The organism is Diaphorobacter aerolatus (assembly GCF_014489535.1).
Taxonomy (GTDB): domain Bacteria; phylum Pseudomonadota; class Gammaproteobacteria; order Burkholderiales; family Burkholderiaceae_C; genus Diaphorobacter_A; species Diaphorobacter_A aerolatus.
Map to the genome: position 1 here is coordinate 859357 of NZ_CP060783.1, position 18493 is coordinate 877849.

An 18493-nucleotide genomic window follows, 5' to 3' on the forward strand; every position below is an offset into this window, starting at 1 on the left:
ATGGCGAGGGCGCGTCGACTACACGACGCCTGACCATCCCGCCAAAGCCGCGAGCAGCACCACCCAGACCGGCGACCAGCGCGCAAACACCAACAGCCCGAACGCCAGCAGCGCCAACGCAAAATCGGCGCGTGAATGGATCGCGCTGGTCCATACCGGGTCATACATCGCGGCGAGCAACACGCCGACAACGGCGGCATTCACGCCCGCCATGGCCTGCTGCACGCCAGGCCTTTGGCGCAGGCTCTGCCAGAACGGCAAGGCACCGATCACCAGCAAAAACGCGGGCAAAAAGATGGCCCCCAGCAACCCAAGCGCACTGCCCCATCCGCCCCATGCCAGCATCGGCTGCGGCAGCACCGCTCCCAGATAGGCCGCAAACGTGAACAGCGGCCCCGGCACCGCCTGTGCCGCACCGTAGCCCGCGAGAAACACGTCGTTGGAAACCAACCCCGGCGGCACCACCGCCGATTGCAGCAAGGGCAGGACGACATGCCCGCCGCCAAACACCAGCGAGCCCGCGCGGTAGAACTCCGCTGCGAGCAGCCACATCGGCGACTGCCAGGCCGCCGCCAGCGCAGGCAGTGCGAACAACAGCACGACGAAGATCGCGAGCAGTGCGGCACCCGTGCGTTTGTTGCCGATGCCCTCGTGTTCCGCCACCGGCACGGCACCGGTCGGCAGTCGCAGAGCGAGCCGCCCGATCAACGCTCCCAGCGCCATCGCAATGATCTGGGTGAACGCGCTCGGCACCCACAAAACCAGCGCGGCTGCCGCAATCGCCACCGCAGCGCGCAGCCGATCCGGGCACAGCGATCGGCCCATGCCCATGACGGCCTGCGCCACCACCGCCACGGCGACCACCTTGAGCCCGTGCACCGCGCCGGACTGCGCGAACGCCGCCCAACGCGTCACGCCAAAGGCAAACAAAATCAGCAACGCAGCCGACGGCAGCGTAAACCCCACCCAGGCGGCCAGCGCACCCGGCCACCCCGCGCGTTTCATGCCGAGCGCCATACCCACCTGGCTGCTCGCAGGTCCCGGCAGAAACTGGCACAGCGCCACGAGATCGGTATAGCTGCGGTCGTCGAGCCACTGACGACGCTCGACGAATTCGCTGCGAAAGTAGCCCAGATGCGCGACCGGGCCGCCAAACGAGGTCAGCCCCAGCTTGAGAAACGCAAGAAAGACCTCGAGCATGGATCCATTCCGAAAATGTCAGCGCGGATGCATGCCTTCCACGCCCTTGCCGCGAGAATCGCCGTCGCCACCCAGGCCGAGACGATCCAGCAGACCCCCACCGCGAGCCGCCTCGCTCGGCGGCCTGCCGCTCACCTGATCAACGGAGCGCATGAAATACGCCAGCCCTCGACCGCCTGCGCGATGTCGTCACCACTGTTGACCGTGGCGTCGATGTAGCGCTGCTCGCCGGTGTACACACGCACCCAGCTTCGCGGACCGTAGGCCAGCTTTTCGACGAACGTGAGCGGCACGTCGAACGCCGTGGCGGGATAGCTTCCGGCGGGCGGCTGCACAGAGGACTTGTTGCGCACACGAACGACCTCACTCGCGCCCAGATGGAAGTCGGCGCCGGTCACCTCCAAGCCCTGAGGTCGGGCACGCCAATCGTCATGCGGGCAACACCCGAGCGCGCGCTCGTCCAGTCCGCACCGATCACCGGGCACTGAAAGGAATTCTGCAGGTTGGTCTGCCCCTGACCGCAGGCCGCGCGGTAAGGCTGAATGCTCACCAGCTTGTCTCCCGATTCCGAAGTGCTTTCCTTCACCTGCGCCGCAATGCCCTTGCCACCGCCGCTCTTGCTTTCGCTGTTGCCGCTCGCACAACCGGTGAGCGCCATTGCGCCAAAAATACCCAACGCGCCCAGCGCCGCTGCCAACCTTGGCTTCATACCTTGCTCCTGTTTTTCCATTCGTCCACTCGCCCATGCGGCGCGGACAAAAAACGGGAGCCGCCATCCATCCGGCAGCGCCCCACTACGTCGAATCATAGAAGAGTCCGCAACCCCTGATCCCCAAGTCGGGAAGCCGGGCCAAGCGAATCCGTAGTGACCATGCCACGCAGCCGCGCTAAAAACGAGCAGATTTGGCGACTTGCGCACGAGCGTGCAACAGTTTGTCGCGCAGCTTTTAGAATCGACCTCATCGCGTCCGGTGCAGCGCTCAGGCGGCACGCACGCCATCACACACACACGAGGGTCACCCCACATGGTCAGATTTTTGAGCGCCGCACTGCTGGCAGCAGCAGCCAGCGCCACCCCGGCAGCGGCGTTTGCGCACTGCTATTCGGTCTACGACAAGAAAGACGTGCTGATTTTCCAGAGCACGCAAAGCCCCGTCGACCTGCGCCAGCCAATCTCCGAAGCCATCAAGCAGCGATTCTCGACCGACGCACGCATGGTCTTCACACCGAACTCCGACGACTGCCCAGCCGTGGACAAGACCGTCACCCCGACAGGCGTCCCCGACTTCAGCCAGACCCCGCGCCGCTGATTCCCACCCGTCGTGGCGCTTTCCCGGTAGACCGGTACCCCGCTTCTACCGCGTCGCAGCCGCGCGATCCCGTGCTCGCTCGTAGTTGGACTTGGCGCGCTGATTGCACACCGACCGGGCCTCGCCCACCAGATCATCACACCGCTCACGAGCCACCGAATTCGCCGCCTTGGCCTTGGCGATGTCCACCTTGTAATTCTGCTTGGCACTCGGCTCGATCCGCGCACCCAACTGCGCCTTGGCCACCGACACCCGCCCCTTGGCCTGCTGCTTGCAGACGTCCCTGGCGTTCCCACCAACGTCTTGCAATGCCGTATCGCGGCCTTGTACTCGTTGGCAATCCGATATTTTTCAGACTTGTATTCGGACTTCGTCATGGCGAACCCCGATGAAGCCAACGTGACCGTCAGCAACGCGCCCAGCAGTTTCCATCTCAGAGTCATGTGATCGTCTCCCAAAAACAAAGCGAATCGCGTGCAAAGTTTACTGGGTGGGTATGGGATTGCAAATGGGATAGTCGGGATGCCCAGATCACACTTTCTTTACTTTATTGCGGACTCCAGACAAGTCTGCACGGGTGACACCGGGGTAGAGCACCATTGCTTTGTAGATCCAAGGCTTTTCCAGACATGGCATCTGCATCGACCGTTGCCATGTAGCGCACTGATATTTCTTGAATTTTCCACTGCATAACATCGATGGATTGCTTTTTGAGCAATGCGTGGCCCAGTTGGTGCCAAGGGGTTTGGCCTGTGTAGGCCATGGTATCGATCAGATGGGACATGAGAAAACTCCTGGAAGATCAGATATGAAAGACGTGGCCGCAGTCCTGGCACACGAAGTTGCCCAGGTAGGTGTGGTCGATTTGTTCACCGATACGTCCACCAACTTCGTGACCCACGGTGCCGCCTACAACACCTCCGATGAGTGTGCCCAACAAAGTACCCAGTGCACTGCCTACCGGGCCTGCGACCATGCCCACGGAGGCACCGGTGGATGCGCGTTGCACCGCACCGGCCACACCGGTCGCCGTGCCTGCTGCGCCTCCTACGCGCTGAACGATCTGTTTGGCTACGCCCTTGCTGCGCACATTGACGGACTGGCAGCGGGAACATTGGATTGACATGAATACTCCAGACGTAAAAAAGCGCCCTGGGCATGGAGCCGAGGGCGCTGAGATGGATGAAAGAGGTTGATGCTCCGTCAGTTCAAAACGAACTTGTCTCGCATCACGTCAAGGATATATTGCCGAAAAATTTTTATTTGAAGGTCTGGCTAAGGCTGGTCTCCGGCATTCGCTCACGGTCCCAGCTTACTTTCCCGCACACCTGAAAACGGTTCGAGAATGTCAGTTCGCAGAGCTGGCTGCCACCGGTCATGTCTACTCGGTCTGAGTGAACGTGATGTAGTGCAGGTTGGATGTGGGAACCGGAATACGCGCCGATCACCGAGCGGAAGCACCTGCTTGGGGTATCCTCAGCCACACTAAGGAGGAGAACAACGTGGCGGTATTGATTCCTGCAATGGGAGCCTGCGTTGGTCGGATGACGGCAGGTGAGCGTCGTTTGGCCGAGCGGCTGGAGCAAAAACTCGATGACGACTACATGCTTTGGTACGACGTCCCCATCGGTCCCAAACAAACGCACCCTGATTTTGTCGTGATCCACCCACGCCGTGGCATCCTGATTCTTGAAACCAAGGACTGGCGGTTGGATACGGTTCAGGAGGCGACCAAACAAGCGTGGACACTCACGGTTGAAGGCAGGCCCAAAGTCGTTATTAATCCAGCCGCACAGGCCCGGCACTGCGCCATCCAGGTCGTCAACGCGCTTGAGCGAGATTCGCAACTGATACAGAGCGAAGGGCCGCATCAAGGAAAGCTGTCATTTCCATGGGGTAGCGGTGTTGTATTCACCAACATCACGCGCAAGCAATTCGAAGACTCCGAACTGAATCGCGCTGTTGATGAACATCTCGTCATCTGCAAGGACGAGATGTTGGAATCCGTCGATGCAGAAGCCTTTCAACAGCGATTGTGGAACATGTTTCCTCACGCATTTGGCAAGGCCATCTCCGTGCCACAACTGGAGCGGGTGCGGTGGATCATGTTCCCGCAGGTACGCGTTCCGGTGCAAGGCAGTCTGCTACCTGATGACGCGGACGATCTGCCGGACATCATGAGGGTCATGGATCTGCAGCAAGAGCAACTCGCACGTAGCTTGGGAGATGGACATCGTGTTATCCACGGGGTTGCAGGCTCCGGCAAGACCATGATTTTAGGCTATCGCGCCGAGCATCTTGCCAAGTCATCTTCGGCCAAGCCCATCCTCGTGCTTTGCTACAACGAACCGTTGGCTGTAAAGATGAATGCTTGGTTCACCGCCAAGGGGCTTGCCGACCGCGTCCACGCTCGCAACTTCCACAAGTGGTGCCGCCAGCAATTGGTGGCCTATGGCCAAACACTGCCCACTCAGGGCGCTGGCATGTTCGATCAGATGGTGGAGTTCGTGATCCGCGGGGTAGATCGACAACAAATTCCATCCGGGCAGTATCAAGCGGTCTTGGTGGATGAGGGACACGATTTTCAACCCGAATGGCTCAAGCTCGTCACCCAGATGGTTGACCCCGAGACCAACAGTTTACTGATCTTGTACGACAGCGCACAGAGCATCTACGGCAAAAGCAAGGCCCGTGGGTTCAGTTTCAGGAGCGTGGGTATCCAAGCCTCAGGTCGCACCACCATTCTCAAGATCAACTACCGCAATACCAAGCAGATCCTGCAGATCGCCAACCGTGTTGCAGCAGAGTTCTTGCAGCCCGATGCACAAGACGATGATGGCGTCCCACTGGTGCAGCCAATCAGTTGCGGTCGCGATGGACAGGAGCCACTGATCGTGCGCCTGCCCACGTACAAAGACGAGCCAGCCAAGATTGCAGAGCTTCTTGCCGCTGCGCATCAGGAGGGCCACGCATGGGGCGATATGGCCATACTCTGCCGAGATCACGAATCCATGAATCAATGTGCAGTAGCGCTTGCCCACCGCAAACTGCCTTATCGTGTGCGGCATCGGTCAGGGGACTTCGATCCGTTGGCAGACACCATCAAAGTCATGACTATGCACGCGAGCAAGGGACTGGAGTTTCCGGTGGTAGCGATTGCCGGAGTCGGTCAAATGCCTCGCGAAGGCGAAGAGCCAGCGGACGAGGCCAAGCTGTTCTATGTGGCGGCTACACGGGCGACCCAGAAGCTGGTGCTTACGGTCGCGGGTACAGGGGCCTTTGCGAGCGCTCTAGACGCAGCACCTGAATAGGACGGACAGTATTTGAATCCCAGGAATGTGCATTTGGACTTGCTACTTTGTCGGAAAAAGGCTGATAGCGGTAGTTCTCCACCGACCGCTTTGCGGCCCCTCGTTGTCCGACAGTGAATTCAACGCCAGATCATCACAGAGCGCATTGTTGGTGAATGCGACAACCCGCGCACAGATTGGGTGCCAATGTCGTGGACATTGAATCTAATACAGGCCTGACGTGCTGCAACCTTTTTTGGGAACACGCCAACTATGAGGTGCTCAGTTCGAGCCCGAGCCATTGCCTCCAGTTTGCTGTAATCTCGTGCTTCAGTTATCGTTACAAAAAGTACATGCAATTGATGAGGGAGACATGCACATCGAATTTGTTGAGATCGCGAATTTCAGGAAACTATTGTCCGCGCGCGTGGATCTATCGCCGAAGACGACGCTGTTCGTAGGCGCGAACAACAGCGGAAAGACCTCAGCCATGCTGACACTGCGGCGCTTCCTAACGCCGCGTCGCTGCCCATTCGAGATCCATGACTTCACGTTGTGTCACTTGAAGGCACTTGTAGACATCGGCGAAGCATGGGTTCAAGCGCATCAAGCGAATGCCGTGGCGGACATTACCTTGACTCCCTGGGTTCACGTACTTCCTACTCTGGATCTATGGCTGCAGGTCAAGGAAGACGAGGTTCACCGGGTTCGGGATTTGATCCCTCTCATGGAATGGACTGGCGGACGGCTGGGAGTCCGGCTGCGCTACGAGCCCAAAGACCTCAATGCACTTTATAAGGAATTCATCATTGCGGTCACCGAGGCCAACGCCATGCGCGCGGCAGCTGCGGCGGCGGCCGCTGTAAAGGGCACTGAAGCCAAGTTGACCGTATGGCCTGAAACGCTAGTCGACTTCCTCACCAAGCGGTTGAGTTCGATGTTCACGATTCGAGCATATCCGTTGGATCCCGCACTACTAGCATCTCCTGAGAAGCTACGGGCGTTGCCGCAGGCGCTCCCTGCCTCGGCGTTGCCGATTGACGGCGATCCGCTCAGCGACCTCATCAAGGTGCATGACATTCCTGCTCAGCGTGGCTTTGGCGAGAGTCCGAGCAACGTTGAAAACGATGAGTTGCAGGTCGCTGCCAGTGGAGCACGGCTATCGGAACAACTCAGAAGCTACTATGCCAAGCATCTGGATCCAGCCAAGGGACCGGACCCCATGGACCTGGAGGCTCTCCAGGCCATGGAGGCTGCAGAAGGCGCATTTGACCTGAAGCTGACGGAGAGTTTCAGTGAATGCTTCAACGAAGTCGCTGGCCTCGGATACCCGGGAGTCAGCGATCCGCGGCCACGTGTATCCACGCGCCTGCGTGCGATTGATGGACTTAACCACAGCGCGGCGGTCAATTTCGAGGTAGATGTGGTTTCGGATGCGGGCGCGGTCATGCCCCTCTTGTTGCTACCGGAGGGTAGCAATGGACTGGGCTACCAGAATCTCATCTCGATGATTTTTCGGCTGATGAGCTTTCGCGATGCCTGGATGCGTGTCGGCAAAGCGTCCAAAGGCGCCGAGGCTGCGAGCATTGAACCGCTTCATCTGGTGCTTGTGGAGGAGCCTGAAGCCCACTTGCATGCGCAGGTGCAACAAGTATTCATCAAAAAGGCATACGAGGTACTGCGCAGACACCCAGAGCTGGGGGAAAGCGACACACCGCGCACGCAGTTGATCGTTAGCACGCACTCGAGCCACGTTGTGCACGAGACGCCTTTCGCAAGCCTGCGATATTTCCGGAGGTTGCCCGCCGGTATGGTTGCCAAAGTGCCGGTGTCCACGGTGGTCAACCTGTCGCAGGTTTTCGGGAGGGCACAGAGACCGAACGCTTCGTCACCCGTTACTTGCGTGCGCAGCACGCCGACCTATTCTTCGCAGACGCAGCAATCCTCGTCGAGGGCCAGCTGAGCGAATGCTCATCCCCAACTTCATCCGGACGCACTACCAGGTGCTGCATCAGAGCTATGTCACGTTGCTGGAGATTGGCGGTAGCCACGCCCATCGTCTGCGTCCGTTGATTGATCATCTTGGTCTGTTGACGCTGATTGTCACCGACCTGGATAGCCTGACAGGGACGGGTGGCTCATCAGTTCAACCCGCTTTGGGCGCAGGCCAGAAAACCAACAACGCTACCCTTAAAACCTGGGTGCCAGCCCTGGACAATGTAGATGACCTCGTGGCCGCGCCCCTGCTGCCAAGACGTTGATGGATACCAGCGACACGCTGTTCGCGGTGCGCGCGGTGTACCAGATACCCGTTGAGGTCACGATGCCAGGTGCCGCCGCCAAGGAAACCGCCTATCCCTATACGTTTGAGGACGCACTCGTGTTCGAAAACGTGGACTTCTTCGCAGCGTTTGCAGGACCGGGATTGAGCGCCAAGTTTCGGAAGGCCATCGCTAAGGGTGGCGGTGTGACCGCAATTGGTGCCAGCATGTACACCGCGCTCAACAACGGCAAGAAGGCGGAGTTCGCACTTGACGTCTTGATGGCAGACAACTTCAACGATTTGAAGGTGCCACGGTACATTGCAGAGGGTCTGGAGTGGCTGTTGGAACAGATGAAGAAGAAGCAGGTAGAAATCTTGGCGACAGCTCCGGCTACAGCTGTTTCAGGAACCACCGTAGCAGGCACAGAGTCGGAGGACACGCCATGACGGACGTCGACGATCAATTTGATGCCGAGGCCGATGCAACGATCATTGAATGCCTTAACTTGGCCGAGCCGAGAAGCTTCTTCCTCTACGCAGGTGCTGGCTCCGGAAAGACACGGTCGTTGGTCAATGCAGTTCGAAAGACGATCGATAACGAGCACGGCCGGCTACTGACTCTGACCGGAAAAAAAATTGGCGTCATCACCTACACCAACGCTGCTTGCGACGAAATCAAGCAACGTCTCGAGTTCGACCCTCGAGTCGAGGTCATGACGATCCACGCCTTCTCATGGTCGCTGATCGAGGGATTCAACGCAGACATTCGTCAGTGGGTGGCGAAGAACCTTGAAGAGGAGATCATTGAGCTCGAGGAGCAGCATAGGAAGGGGCGCTCCAACACGAAAGCGGGCATTGAGCGGCTTCGATCCATGGAGAGTAAACGTCGCCGCTTGGCACGTCTGAATTCCATTGTCAAGTTCATCTACAGTCCGACCAGCGACAACCGTACGCGTGACTCTCTGAACCACTCGGAGGTCATTGCCATGACTGCCACTTTCCTGACCAGCAAGCCTGGACTGAGGCGGATATTGGTCAGCCGGTGTCCGGTGCTGCTCATTGATGAGAGCCAGGACACGAACAAGTCGCTCATGGATGCGTTCCTGCATTTAGAGGAAGAGTTTCATGGCAGGTTCAGCTTGGGACTTTTTGGCGACATGATGCAACGGATCTACTCTGACGGGAAAGAGCAACTGGACAAGGCCATCCCGGCCAGGTGGGCCATGCCTCGCAAACGGATGAACCACCGGTGCCCGTCTCGCGTCGTCGAGGTCATCAACAACATCCGCCACGATGTCGATGGCGAGAAACAAGTGCCCCGCAGCGACGCTGAAAAGGGCGTGGTTCGGGTCTTCATCGCACCCCAGGCAGGCGTCGATCCCTTCGCCATCGAAGCAGCGGTGCGCCAGCGCATGGCGACGATTGCCGACGATCCTGCTTGGGAGAACTCTGACGCGGTAAAGACACTCGCCCTCGAACATCTAATGTCTGCGCGGCGATTTGGCTTCGTGGGTTTTTTCGAGCCACTTTGGGGCATCGAAAACCTCAGGACGAGTCTGCTCCAGGGCACCGGTGCAGGTCTTGGATTCTTCATCCGGGATGTGTTGCCGCTGGTCAAGGCGCTTCGTGCAAACGACCGGTTCGGGGCCACTGCTATCATCAAGGCGTCATCGCCGCTCCTAGATCGTGCCGCGCTTCAAGAAGCTGGATCGAATCAGGTCGCGCAACTCGGCAGAGCCAAGGCAGCGTGCGACGGACTTCTGGCTCTGATCCAGAAACAGCCGGAGGTTAGTGCGCTAGCGGTGCTTGAGTTTGTTGCGCATACGGGGCTGTTCACCATCCCAGACACGTTGGCTCCGTTCGTTCCTGGTGGCGTGGAAGCAGCGACCCAAGACAATGCAGCACAGGACGACCTAGAAGATCAGACAGAGGGCCGAGAAGCCGAAGACACTAGCCCTCAGTTGAGCGCATGGAGCAAGGCGCTTGAAGCCCCACTTAGTCAGATCGAACTTTACGACGTATACGTGCGAGGACAGTCGCAGTTCGGGACGCACCAGGGTGTCAAGGGGCTGGAATTCTCTCGCGTGCTGGTCGTGATCAATGACGATGAGGCTCGAGGCTTCCTTTTTGCATATGACAAGTTCTTCGGTGCCAAGGAAAAGTCAAAAGCGGATCATGAAAACGAGGCCGCTGGTCGAGATAGCAGTTCGGACCGTACACGCCGTTTGTTCTATGTGACCTGCAGCCGAGCAGAGCAAAGCTTGGCCATTGTCTACTACTCGCCGAATCCCGAGTTGGCCCGCAATGCCATCCTCCAGTATGGTTGGTTCGAACAAGGCGAGGTTGAGCTGATCAATTGAAACGACGCATGTCTAGTTGTGCGTCCATTGCACGGCTGATGCTGTCGCACTCTGAGAGTTCCCTGGGTCCAACTTGGAGGCGTGAATCTCTGCACGGATCAGCGGTGTGGCGTGAGCTCATGCGTGGATTTGGATCATGCGACTTTGAGGCCTACTGTTCGGCCTTGAGGGTGCAGATCAACTCGCAGTCCTTGAGCAGCGCCTAGATGTAAACAGGAACATGATCGTATGGGTGCCAACACCTATGTCGGAGGTTGACGTCAGCTTTCGGGCACCGGGTTCAATTAAGAGAAAGGCAGCACCCGCTGCAAAGCAGCCCACCAAGGCTATCCCTTTGCAGCCTCACCCAAACGCAGTTGATCCAAGTAATCAGCCCACTGCTGAACCATTTCAAAGCGCTTCGCCAAGTATTTCGTACGGTTGTAGCTACGACCGTTGGAGTCCTTCACCATGTGCGCCAGATTTGCCTCAATTGCCAAAGGATCCAGATCCAGCTGATCAACAAGCATGGTGCGCGCACTTGCGCGGAATCCGTGCCAGCTCTGCTCAGTCCCAAATCCCAGACCATACAACGCGCTTCGCACGGAGTTATCTGACATTGGGCGCTCATGGTCACGCTGTCCTGGAAAGACGTAAAGACTACGCCCTGTCAGCTTCTGCAAGTCTCGCAGTAACTCCACGGCTTGTGTTGGCATAGGCACTACATGCGGCTCACCGTTGGCCTTTTCCTCCACCGTTCGCTTCATTTTCGCGCTCGGAATCGTCCATGTGGCAGCATCCAAGTCGAGCTCCGTCCACTCCATCATGCGCAAGTTTCCGGGGCGCTGATAGAGCATTGGCGCCAGCAACAGCGCTGTACGGACAATCGGGCCACCCTTGTAGGCATACATAGCCCGAAGTAATTCACCAAAACGCTGCGGCTCAACAATTGCAGGGAAGTTCTTGCCACGATAAGGTAGCAATCGACTTCTCAAGCCTTCGGTGATATCCCGTTGATCATTTCCAGCGGTTGGAAGCCAGTAACGCCATATTTGACGAACAAGCATCAGACCTCGATCCGCCGTTTCGATAGCACCCCGCTCTTCCACTTTTTTAAGAACGGACAGGAGTTCCATTGGCTCAATGCTTTCCATTTGTCGATCACCGATCCATGGAAATAAATCTCGTTCAAGCTGGCGTTTGGTACGTTCAGCGTGGCTGGGACTCCATGTCCCACTTGCTTGGCGTGCCATTCCCATCCCACAACTTTGCAACTAGCGTTTAGGCAAAAAGAAAAGGCGCTCACCGAACTTCAGTGAACGCCTTTAAACGTTATAGTGGTGGAGCTGGCGGGAATTGAACCCGCGTCCGCAAGCCTTCTTCGGGCAGATCTACATGCTTAGTGGTCTGATTTGAATCTCGCCTCCAGAGTCGCGCAGGCACACGCTACCGAGGAAACCAGCTCCCTTGGATCTCGCCGCGCATCAAGGAGCCCGATGCGCAGCCAGCTGATGTGAATTCCTTTGCAGCCGGGAGGTATTGCTACCCCCTTGCCCAGCCCATCAGCGTGCTGTTGCAAAGCTCACCGGTATTTAAGCGGCGAGTGCGAAACGTTCGTCGTTTGCAGTTAGTTTTTTGAATGGAGATTTACGAGCGTCACTCAAGCTCGACATGCACCACGCCGATTCCGAACCCACGTCGAAACCAGGGCAGCCCCAAGCGTCATATTTTAGTCTCAATTGAGCAATTTCAAGACCTCGAATGGAGATTCGATCAAGAAATCTGCATTCCAGTCCCGAGGATTTGCTCCGTCCCGAGGTATCCATAGGCTGCGGCGACGGTGAGCATGCCGGCGGCCTTGCCGGCGACGATGTCTCTTTCGTCGTCGCCGACGTAGATGCACTGCGCCGGGTCGATATTCAAGCGGCGCGCAGCCTCAAGCAATGGCTCCGGGTGTGGCTTGGAGTGTGGTGTGGTGTCGCCGCTCACGATGGCCCCGGCCGTTGCGAACAACGGCATGCGTTGCACGATGAGTGAGGTGAATCGAGTGGCCTTGTTCGTGACCACGCCCCAAGACATATCGCGGGCGACCAGCGCATCTATGAGTTGCTGCACGCCGTCGAACTGGAATGTGCTTTCGTGGATGCGTGCCTCGTAGTTGCTGAAAAACTCTTCGCGCAGCGCCGGGAATTCCGGATGTTCCGGTGTCATGTCGAAGCCGACCTTGAGCATGCCGCGCGCGCCCGCGCCGGCCATGGGGCGGTAGGCATCGATGGGCAGCGATGGCATTCCGCGCGCAACGCGCAACAAATCGGCTGCGGCACCAAGATCCGGGGCGCTGTCTATCAGCGTGCCGTCCAGATCGAACAGAACGGCACGGACGTTTTTCGTCAGTTCACTCATGTCAGGAGATCATTTCTGCAGCGGACGACGGGTGGCGAACATGTAGTTCACACTGGTGTCATCGTTGAGCCAATAGCGATTGTTCAGAGGATTGAACTGCAGACCGCGTGTCTGGAGCACGTCCAGACCGGCGGACCGGCACGCCATGGCGAGTTCGCTCGGGCGAATCATCTTGGCGTACTCGTGCGTCCCTTGGGCAGCATCTTGAGCAGATATTCCGCAGCAACGATGGCAAGCATGAAGGCCTTGGGGTTGCGGTTGATCGTCGAGAAAAACACCCAGCCGCCGGGCTTGACCAGCTTGGCGCAGGCTGCAACGACGGAGCCCGGATCGGGAACGTGTTCCAGCATTTCCATGCAGGTCACCGTGTCGAATGCGCCCGGCTGTTCTTCGGCAAGTGCTTCGACGCTGACTTCGCGGTACTGGATATCGGGCGTCTCGGCTTCGAGCGCGTGCAATTGCGCGACGCGCAGCGCCTTGGTCGCCAGATCGATGCCCAGCACGTTGGCACCGCGCCGCGCCATGGAGTCGGCCAGAATACCGCCGCCGCAGCCCACGTCCAGCACGCGCTGGCCGCGCAGGGGGAAATCTGGTCGATCCAGTCCAGGCGCAAGGGATTGATCTGGTGCAGAGGGCGAAACTCGCTCTCGGCGTCCCACCAGCGATGGGCCAATTCGGAAAACTTGGCCAATTCGGCCGGATCGGCATTCACGGATTCAGTCATTCGATGATTTTCTCCGATTCACAAGCTTCGTTGCGCATCAACATGCTTCTTCGCGGGCCAAGGGCATAAAAAAAGCCCCTCGAGAGGGGCTTTTCGGTGCAATCGTGAAGATTACTTGGCGGCTTGCGTGCCCACCACTTCGATTTCCACGCGACGGTTCTTGGCGCGGCCAGCAGCAGTCTTGTTGTCTGCCACGGGTTGCTTCTCGCCCTTGCCTTCGGTGTAAACGCGGTTCTTTTCGATGCCCTTGGACACCAGATACGCCTTCACAGCTTCAGCGCGGCGAACCGACAGCTTCTGGTTGTATGCATCGGTACCGATGGAGTCGGTGTGACCCACAGCGATGATGACTTCCAGGTTGATGTTCTTGACCTTGGAGACCAGATCATCCAGCTTAGCCTTGCCTTCTGGCTTCAGCACCGACTTGTCAAAGTCGAAGAATGCGTCAGCTGCATAGGTAACCTTCGAGGAGCTAGCCGATGGGCCAGGTGCCGGAGCAGGAGCTGGAGTCGCGCCAGGAGCGGGAGCCACATCAGGAGCAGGAGCGGGAGCTACAGCAGCCTTTTGCAGAGCGCCGTCGCAGCCTTCGGCAGCAGTAGCGGGAGTCCAGTTGGCATCGCGCCAGCACAGTTCATTGGTACCGTTTTTCCAGACCAACTCACCGGTGCCGTTTTGCCAGTTATCGACGACGTTACCGCCATCAGCTGCCTTGATTTGAGCGCCAGCAGATGTAGCGAGCACGGCAGAGGCCAACAACATCGCCACTTTGTTCAGTTTCTTCATGGTTCTCCTCTTGGGGAAAAAGCCGCAGCCGCGCTGCGAATCATGGACGTCGTCAGTGACCATCACTAAGAACGTTGGAAACGATTGTGCCATACGTAACATCGTCTGGTCTGCACCTGAGGGTCATGAACGGTAGGACAAAAGCGCAATACCCGAATATATGTTGCCAGCGCGCAACACGGGGTTGGACCTAAAATGGGTGCTTCCGCAGTCATTCCAGTAGTCATGACCCAGTTTGCCAAAGAAACTTTGCCCATCAGTCTCGAAGAGGAGATGCGCCGCAGTTATCTCGATTATGCGATGAGCGTGATCGTGGGCCGCGCCCTCCCCGACGCACGCGATGGCCTGAAGCCCGTTCATAGGCGAGTTCTGTTCGCCATGCACGAACTCAACAATGACTGGAACCGCCCATATAAGAAGTCGGCCCGCATCGTCGGCGACGTGATCGGCAAATATCACCCGCATGGCGATAGCGCCGTCTACGACACCATTGTGCGCATGGCCCAGGATTTTTCCCTGCGTCACATGCTGGTGGATGGACAGGGTAATTTTGGCTCCGTGGACGGCGACAGCGCCGCCGCGATGCGATATACCGAAATCCGCCTGTCGAAAATCGCGCATGAAATGCTCGCGGATATAGACAAGGAGACTGTCGATTTCGGCCCCAATTACGACGGCAGCGAACAAGAGCCCTTGGTCCTGCCGGCACGGATTCCCAATTTATTGGTCAATGGCTCGGCAGGTATTGCCGTGGGCATGGCCACAAATATTCCACCGCATAACCTCAATGAGGTGGTCGATGGCTGTCTGCATTTGCTGCGCAATCCCGAGGCGAGCCTCGAGGAGCTGATGGAGATTATCCCGGCGCCGGACTTCCCCACCGCAGGCATCATCTACGGCATCAACGGGGTGAAGGAAGGCTATCGCACCGGACGCGGCCGCGTGGTGATGCGCGCCAAGTGCCATTTCGAGGACATCGACAAGGGCCAGCGCCAGTCGATCATCGTCGATGAGCTTCCCTACCAGGTCAACAAGAAGACGCTACAGGAGCGCATGGCCGAGCTGGTGCACGAGAAGAAGATCGAAGGCATCAGCCATATCCAGGACGAGTCCGACAAATCGGGCATGCGGCTGGTCATCGAGCTCAAGCGCGGCGAAGTGCCCGAAGTGGTGCTCAACAACCTGTACAAGCAGACCCAGTTGCAGGACACCTTCGGCATGAACATGGTGGCGCTGGTCGATGGCCAGCCCCGGCTGTGCAATCTGCGCGAACTGATTCAGGTATTCCTGCAGCACCGCCGCGAAGTGGTCACGCGCCGCACCGTGTTCGAACTGCGCAAGGCGCGCGACCGTGGCCATGTGCTCGAAGGCCTGGCCGTTGCGCTCGCCAACATCGACGAATTCATCCGCATCATCCGCGAATCGCCCACGCCGCCGGTCGCCAAGTCCGAGCTGATGGCGCGTTCGTGGGATAGCTCGCTGGTGCGCGAGATGCTTACTCGCACACGCGAAGACGGCGGCATCATCAATGCCGACGATTACCGCCCCGAAGGTCTGGAGCGCGAGTTCGGCATGCAGGCCGACGGCCTCTATCGCCTCTCCGAGACCCAGGCCCAGGAAATCCTGCAGATGCGCCTGCAACGCCTGACGGGCCTGGAGCAGGACAAGATCGTTGCCGAGTACAAGGACGTCATGTCGGTCATCGAAGACCTGCTCGACATTCTCGCAAAGCCTGGACGCGTCTCGATCATCATTGGCGACGAACTAACCGCCGTGAAGACCGAGTTCGGTCAGACCAAGCTCGGCGCGCGCCGCACCGAAGTGGAGCACAGTGCGCAGGATCTCTCGACCGAAGACCTGATCACGCCGACCGACATGGTGGTGACGCTCTCGCACTCGGGCTACATCAAGAGCCAGCCGCTGTCCGAGTACCGCTCGCAAAAGCGCGGCGGTCGCGGCAAGCAGGCGACGGCGACCAAGGAAGACGACTGGATCGACCAGCTCTTCATCGCCAACACGCACGACTACCTGCTGTGCTTCTCCAACAAGGGCCGCCTGTACTGGCTCAAGGTCTGGGAAGTGCCGTCCGGATCGCGCGGATCGCGTGGCCGCCCGATCGTCAACATGTTCCCGCTGCAGGACGGCGAGAAGATCAACGTGGTGCTGCCGCTCACCGGCGAATACCGCAGCTTCCCCGCCGATCACTATGTGTTCATGGCCACCAGCATGGGAACCGTGAAGAAGACCGCGCTCGACGAATTCAGCAACCCGCGCAAGGCCGGCATCATCGCCGTGGGCCTCGATGAGGGCGACTTCCTGATTGGCGCGGCACTCACCGACGGCAAGCACGACGTGATGCTGTTCAGCGACGGCGGCAAGGCGGTTCGCTTCGACGAAAACGATGTGCGTCCGATGGGCCGCAACGCACGCGGCGTGCGCGGCATGAACATCGACGAGACGCAAAGCGTGATCGCCATGCTCGTGGCCGATGCGGAATCCACGGCCGACGCCATCGAAGGTGGCGAAGCCAACACCAGCGCGCAAAGCGTGCTGACGGCCACCGAGAACGGCTACGGAAAGCGCACGCATATCAGCGAATACACCCGCCACGGTCGCGGCACCAAGGGCATGATTGCCATCCAGCAATCCGAGCGCAATGGCAAGGTGGTTGCCGCCACGCTCGTGAACACCGACGATCAGATCATGCTGATCACCGACACCGGTGTGCTGGTGCGCACGCGCGTCGGCGAGATTCGCGAAATGGGCCGCGCGACCCAGGGCGTGACGCTGATTTCGCTCGATGATGGTGCCAAGTTGGGCGGCCTGCAGCGCATTGTCGAAAATGATGCCAACGCGGTGATCGAAGGTGGTGACGCGGACGCGGTTGCCGATGATACCGAAGAAGGCAGCGCTGGCGACGCATGACGTCGTCTCTGCATTCGCCCGCGCTGCTCAAACAGCCGGGTGGGTGCAGGCTAATCGGCAGACTTGCAGCGATCACGCTGCTTTTTTCTTTTTTCAGGTTGGATGATGAATCGCCCTTACAACTTTTCTGCCGGACCCGCCGCAATTCCCGAAGAAGTATTGAAAACGGCGGCCTCCGAGATGCTGGACTGGCACGGAAGCGGAATGAGCGTGATGGAGATGAGCCATCGCGGCAAGGAATTCATCTCGATCTGTGAGAAGGCCGAATCCGATTTTCGCGAACTCATGGCCGTGCCCAAGGAGTTCCACATTTTGTTCATGCAGGGCGGCGGACTGGCCGAGAACGCCATCGTTCCATTGAACCTTTCGCGCGGCGCAACGGTTGATTTCGTGGTGTCGGGCTCCTGGAGCAAGAAGTCGCGCAAGGAAGCCGGTAAATATGCGGCCGAAGTGCACACCGCCGCGTCGGGCGAGGACAGCCAATTCACCACCCTGCCCGATCCCGCCAGCTGGCAACTGAGCCGCGGCGCGAGCTATCTGCACATCTGCAGCAACGAGACCATCGACGGCGTCGAGTTCCAGCAACTGCCTGACCTCAAGGCGCTCGGCAGTGACGCGCCCTTGGTGATTGATTTCTCGTCGCACGTCGCTTCGCGCTCCGTGGATTGGTCGAAGGTGGGTCTGGCATTCGGCGGCGCGCAGAAGAATCTGGGGCCTGCGGGTCTCACGCTGGTCGTCGTGCGCGATGACCTGCTCGGCCATGCACTGCCCGCGTGCCCAAGCGCGTTTGACTACAAGGTGGTCGCAGACAACGCATCGATGTTCAACACCCCACCGACGTGGGGCATCTATGTCGCGGGCCTGACGTTCGAGTGGCTCAAGAACCAGCGCGAAGGCGATGCGGTCGGCATTGCAGCCATGGAACGTCGAAACGTCGCCAAGGCCCAATCGCTCTACGATTTCATCGACGCTTCCGGCTTCTACGTGAATAAGGTCGCGGCCAATTGCCGCTCGCGCATGAACATTCCGTTCTTCCTGAAAGACGAGTCCCGCAACGACGATTTCCTCGCCGGTGCCAAGGCGCATCAGCTTTTGCAGCTCAAGGGACACAAGTCCGTCGGCGGGATGCGCGCCAGCCTCTACAACGCCATGCCGATGGCGGGAGTCGATGCCTTGATCGCATACATGCGAGAATTTGAAAAAAAGCATAGCTGATCAAGACGACTGTTTGCGCGCTCCACTGATAGCCGCACAGG

17 protein-coding genes, 1 other RNA gene and 2 pseudogenes are annotated in these 18493 nt (G+C 58.7%); 9 read left to right on the forward strand and 11 right to left on the reverse strand.

The annotated features are described in order from the left end of the window. Nucleotides 1-18 precede the first annotated feature (18 nt). The 4 genes from chrA to H9K75_RS03955 are packed head-to-tail and all read right to left on the reverse strand — an operon-like array spanning nt 19 to nt 1909. Nucleotides 19-1200, reverse strand: a complete 1182-nt coding sequence (gene chrA, locus H9K75_RS03945) for a chromate efflux transporter (RefSeq protein WP_187724846.1) — start codon at nt 1198-1200, stop codon at nt 19-21. 18 nt (nt 1201-1218) lie between these two features. Further along, nucleotides 1219-1353: a hypothetical protein gene (locus H9K75_RS24605; protein ID WP_264293968.1), complete on the reverse strand. Its 135-nt coding sequence runs from the start codon at nt 1351-1353 to the stop codon at nt 1219-1221. Next, nucleotides 1332-1604: a hypothetical protein gene (locus H9K75_RS03950; RefSeq protein ID WP_187724847.1), complete on the reverse strand. Its 273-nt coding sequence runs from the start codon at nt 1602-1604 to the stop codon at nt 1332-1334. The genes H9K75_RS24605 and H9K75_RS03950 overlap by 22 nt, the downstream gene beginning before the upstream one ends. Then, the gene (locus tag H9K75_RS03955) at nt 1595-1909 is read right to left on the reverse strand and encodes a hypothetical protein (RefSeq protein WP_187724848.1); all 315 of its coding nucleotides are present in this window, start codon (nt 1907-1909) and stop codon (nt 1595-1597) included. Before H9K75_RS03955 ends, H9K75_RS03950 begins: the two co-directional genes overlap by 10 nt. 316 nt (nt 1910-2225) lie before the next feature. Between H9K75_RS03955 and H9K75_RS03960 the strand changes: the two genes are divergently transcribed. Beyond that, nucleotides 2226-2510 (forward strand): hypothetical protein, encoded by a 285-nt coding sequence (locus H9K75_RS03960; RefSeq protein ID WP_187724849.1) that lies wholly within the window; start codon nt 2226-2228, stop codon nt 2508-2510. Between the two features lie 45 nt (nt 2511-2555). Here the strand turns inward: H9K75_RS03960 and H9K75_RS03965 are convergent, their stop codons facing one another. Both H9K75_RS03965 and H9K75_RS03970 read right to left on the reverse strand, forming a co-directional pair. Next, a complete protein-coding gene (locus H9K75_RS03965; RefSeq protein WP_187724850.1) occupies nt 2556-2819 on the reverse strand; it encodes a hypothetical protein in 264 nt (87 codons plus the stop codon). Nucleotides 2820-3057: 238 nt separating this feature from the next. Next, on the reverse strand, nt 3058-3294 hold the full coding sequence (locus H9K75_RS03970; protein WP_187726189.1) for a hypothetical protein: 237 nt from the start codon (nt 3292-3294) through the stop codon (nt 3058-3060). 24 nt (nt 3295-3318) lie between these two features. Here H9K75_RS03970 and H9K75_RS03975 point away from each other — a divergent pair, with 24 nt between their 5' ends. The 6 genes from H9K75_RS03975 to H9K75_RS03990 all read left to right on the forward strand — a co-directional run bounded on the left by H9K75_RS03975 (nt 3319) and on the right by H9K75_RS03990 (nt 10423). After that, nucleotides 3319-3633 carry a hypothetical protein gene (locus tag H9K75_RS03975; protein ID WP_187724851.1) on the forward strand — a complete coding sequence of 105 codons (315 nt, stop codon included), beginning with the start codon at nt 3319-3321 and terminating at the stop codon, nt 3631-3633. Nucleotides 3634-4054: 421 nt separating this feature from the next. Next, nucleotides 4055-5821, forward strand: a complete 1767-nt coding sequence (locus tag H9K75_RS03980) for a DEAD/DEAH box helicase (protein WP_187725898.1) — start codon at nt 4055-4057, stop codon at nt 5819-5821. Between the two features lie 352 nt (nt 5822-6173). After that, nucleotides 6174-7763, forward strand: coding sequence for an ATP-binding protein (locus H9K75_RS03985; RefSeq protein WP_226858512.1), 1590 nt, complete (start codon nt 6174-6176; stop codon nt 7761-7763). A 4-nt stretch (nt 7764-7767) separates the two neighbouring features. Next, the gene (locus H9K75_RS23450; RefSeq protein WP_226858513.1) at nt 7768-8061 is read left to right on the forward strand and encodes an ATP-dependent endonuclease; all 294 of its coding nucleotides are present in this window, start codon (nt 7768-7770) and stop codon (nt 8059-8061) included. Further along, nucleotides 8061-8510: a hypothetical protein gene (locus H9K75_RS23455; protein WP_226858514.1), complete on the forward strand. Its 450-nt coding sequence runs from the start codon at nt 8061-8063 to the stop codon at nt 8508-8510. Before H9K75_RS23450 ends, H9K75_RS23455 begins: the two co-directional genes overlap by 1 nt. Then, nucleotides 8507-10423: a UvrD-helicase domain-containing protein gene (locus H9K75_RS03990; RefSeq protein WP_187724852.1), complete on the forward strand. Its 1917-nt coding sequence runs from the start codon at nt 8507-8509 to the stop codon at nt 10421-10423. The genes H9K75_RS23455 and H9K75_RS03990 overlap by 4 nt, the downstream gene beginning before the upstream one ends. 326 nt (nt 10424-10749) lie before the next feature. Here the strand turns inward: H9K75_RS03990 and H9K75_RS03995 are convergent, their stop codons facing one another. The 5 genes and pseudogenes from H9K75_RS03995 to ompA all read right to left on the reverse strand — a co-directional run bounded on the left by H9K75_RS03995 (nt 10750) and on the right by ompA (nt 14312). Beyond that, nucleotides 10750-11661 (reverse strand): tyrosine-type recombinase/integrase, encoded by a 912-nt coding sequence (locus tag H9K75_RS03995; RefSeq protein WP_404826406.1) that lies wholly within the window; start codon nt 11659-11661, stop codon nt 10750-10752. A 79-nt stretch (nt 11662-11740) separates the two neighbouring features. Then, nucleotides 11741-12119: a transfer-messenger RNA gene (ssrA, locus tag H9K75_RS04000) on the reverse strand. Nucleotides 12120-12137: 18 nt separating this feature from the next. Continuing rightward, nucleotides 12138-12805 (reverse strand): annotated as a pseudogene (locus H9K75_RS04005) (HAD family hydrolase). Nucleotides 12806-12814: 9 nt separating this feature from the next. Then, nucleotides 12815-13529 (reverse strand): annotated as a pseudogene (ubiG, locus tag H9K75_RS04010) (bifunctional 2-polyprenyl-6-hydroxyphenol methylase/3-demethylubiquinol 3-O-methyltransferase UbiG). A gap of 111 nt (nt 13530-13640) precedes the next feature. Next, nucleotides 13641-14312, reverse strand: a complete 672-nt coding sequence (ompA, locus tag H9K75_RS04015) for an outer membrane protein OmpA (protein WP_187724853.1) — start codon at nt 14310-14312, stop codon at nt 13641-13643. A 225-nt stretch (nt 14313-14537) separates the two neighbouring features. On the opposite strand from ompA, the gene gyrA reads away from it, so the two are divergent. Further along, complete coding sequence (gene gyrA, locus H9K75_RS04020) at nt 14538-17237, forward strand: DNA gyrase subunit A (RefSeq protein ID WP_187724854.1); 2700 nt, start codon at nt 14538-14540, stop codon at nt 17235-17237. Between the two features lie 105 nt (nt 17238-17342). Further along, nucleotides 17343-18452, forward strand: a complete 1110-nt coding sequence (serC, locus tag H9K75_RS04025) for a 3-phosphoserine/phosphohydroxythreonine transaminase (RefSeq protein ID WP_187724855.1) — start codon at nt 17343-17345, stop codon at nt 18450-18452. The last annotated feature ends 41 nt before the right edge of the window (nt 18453-18493 follow it).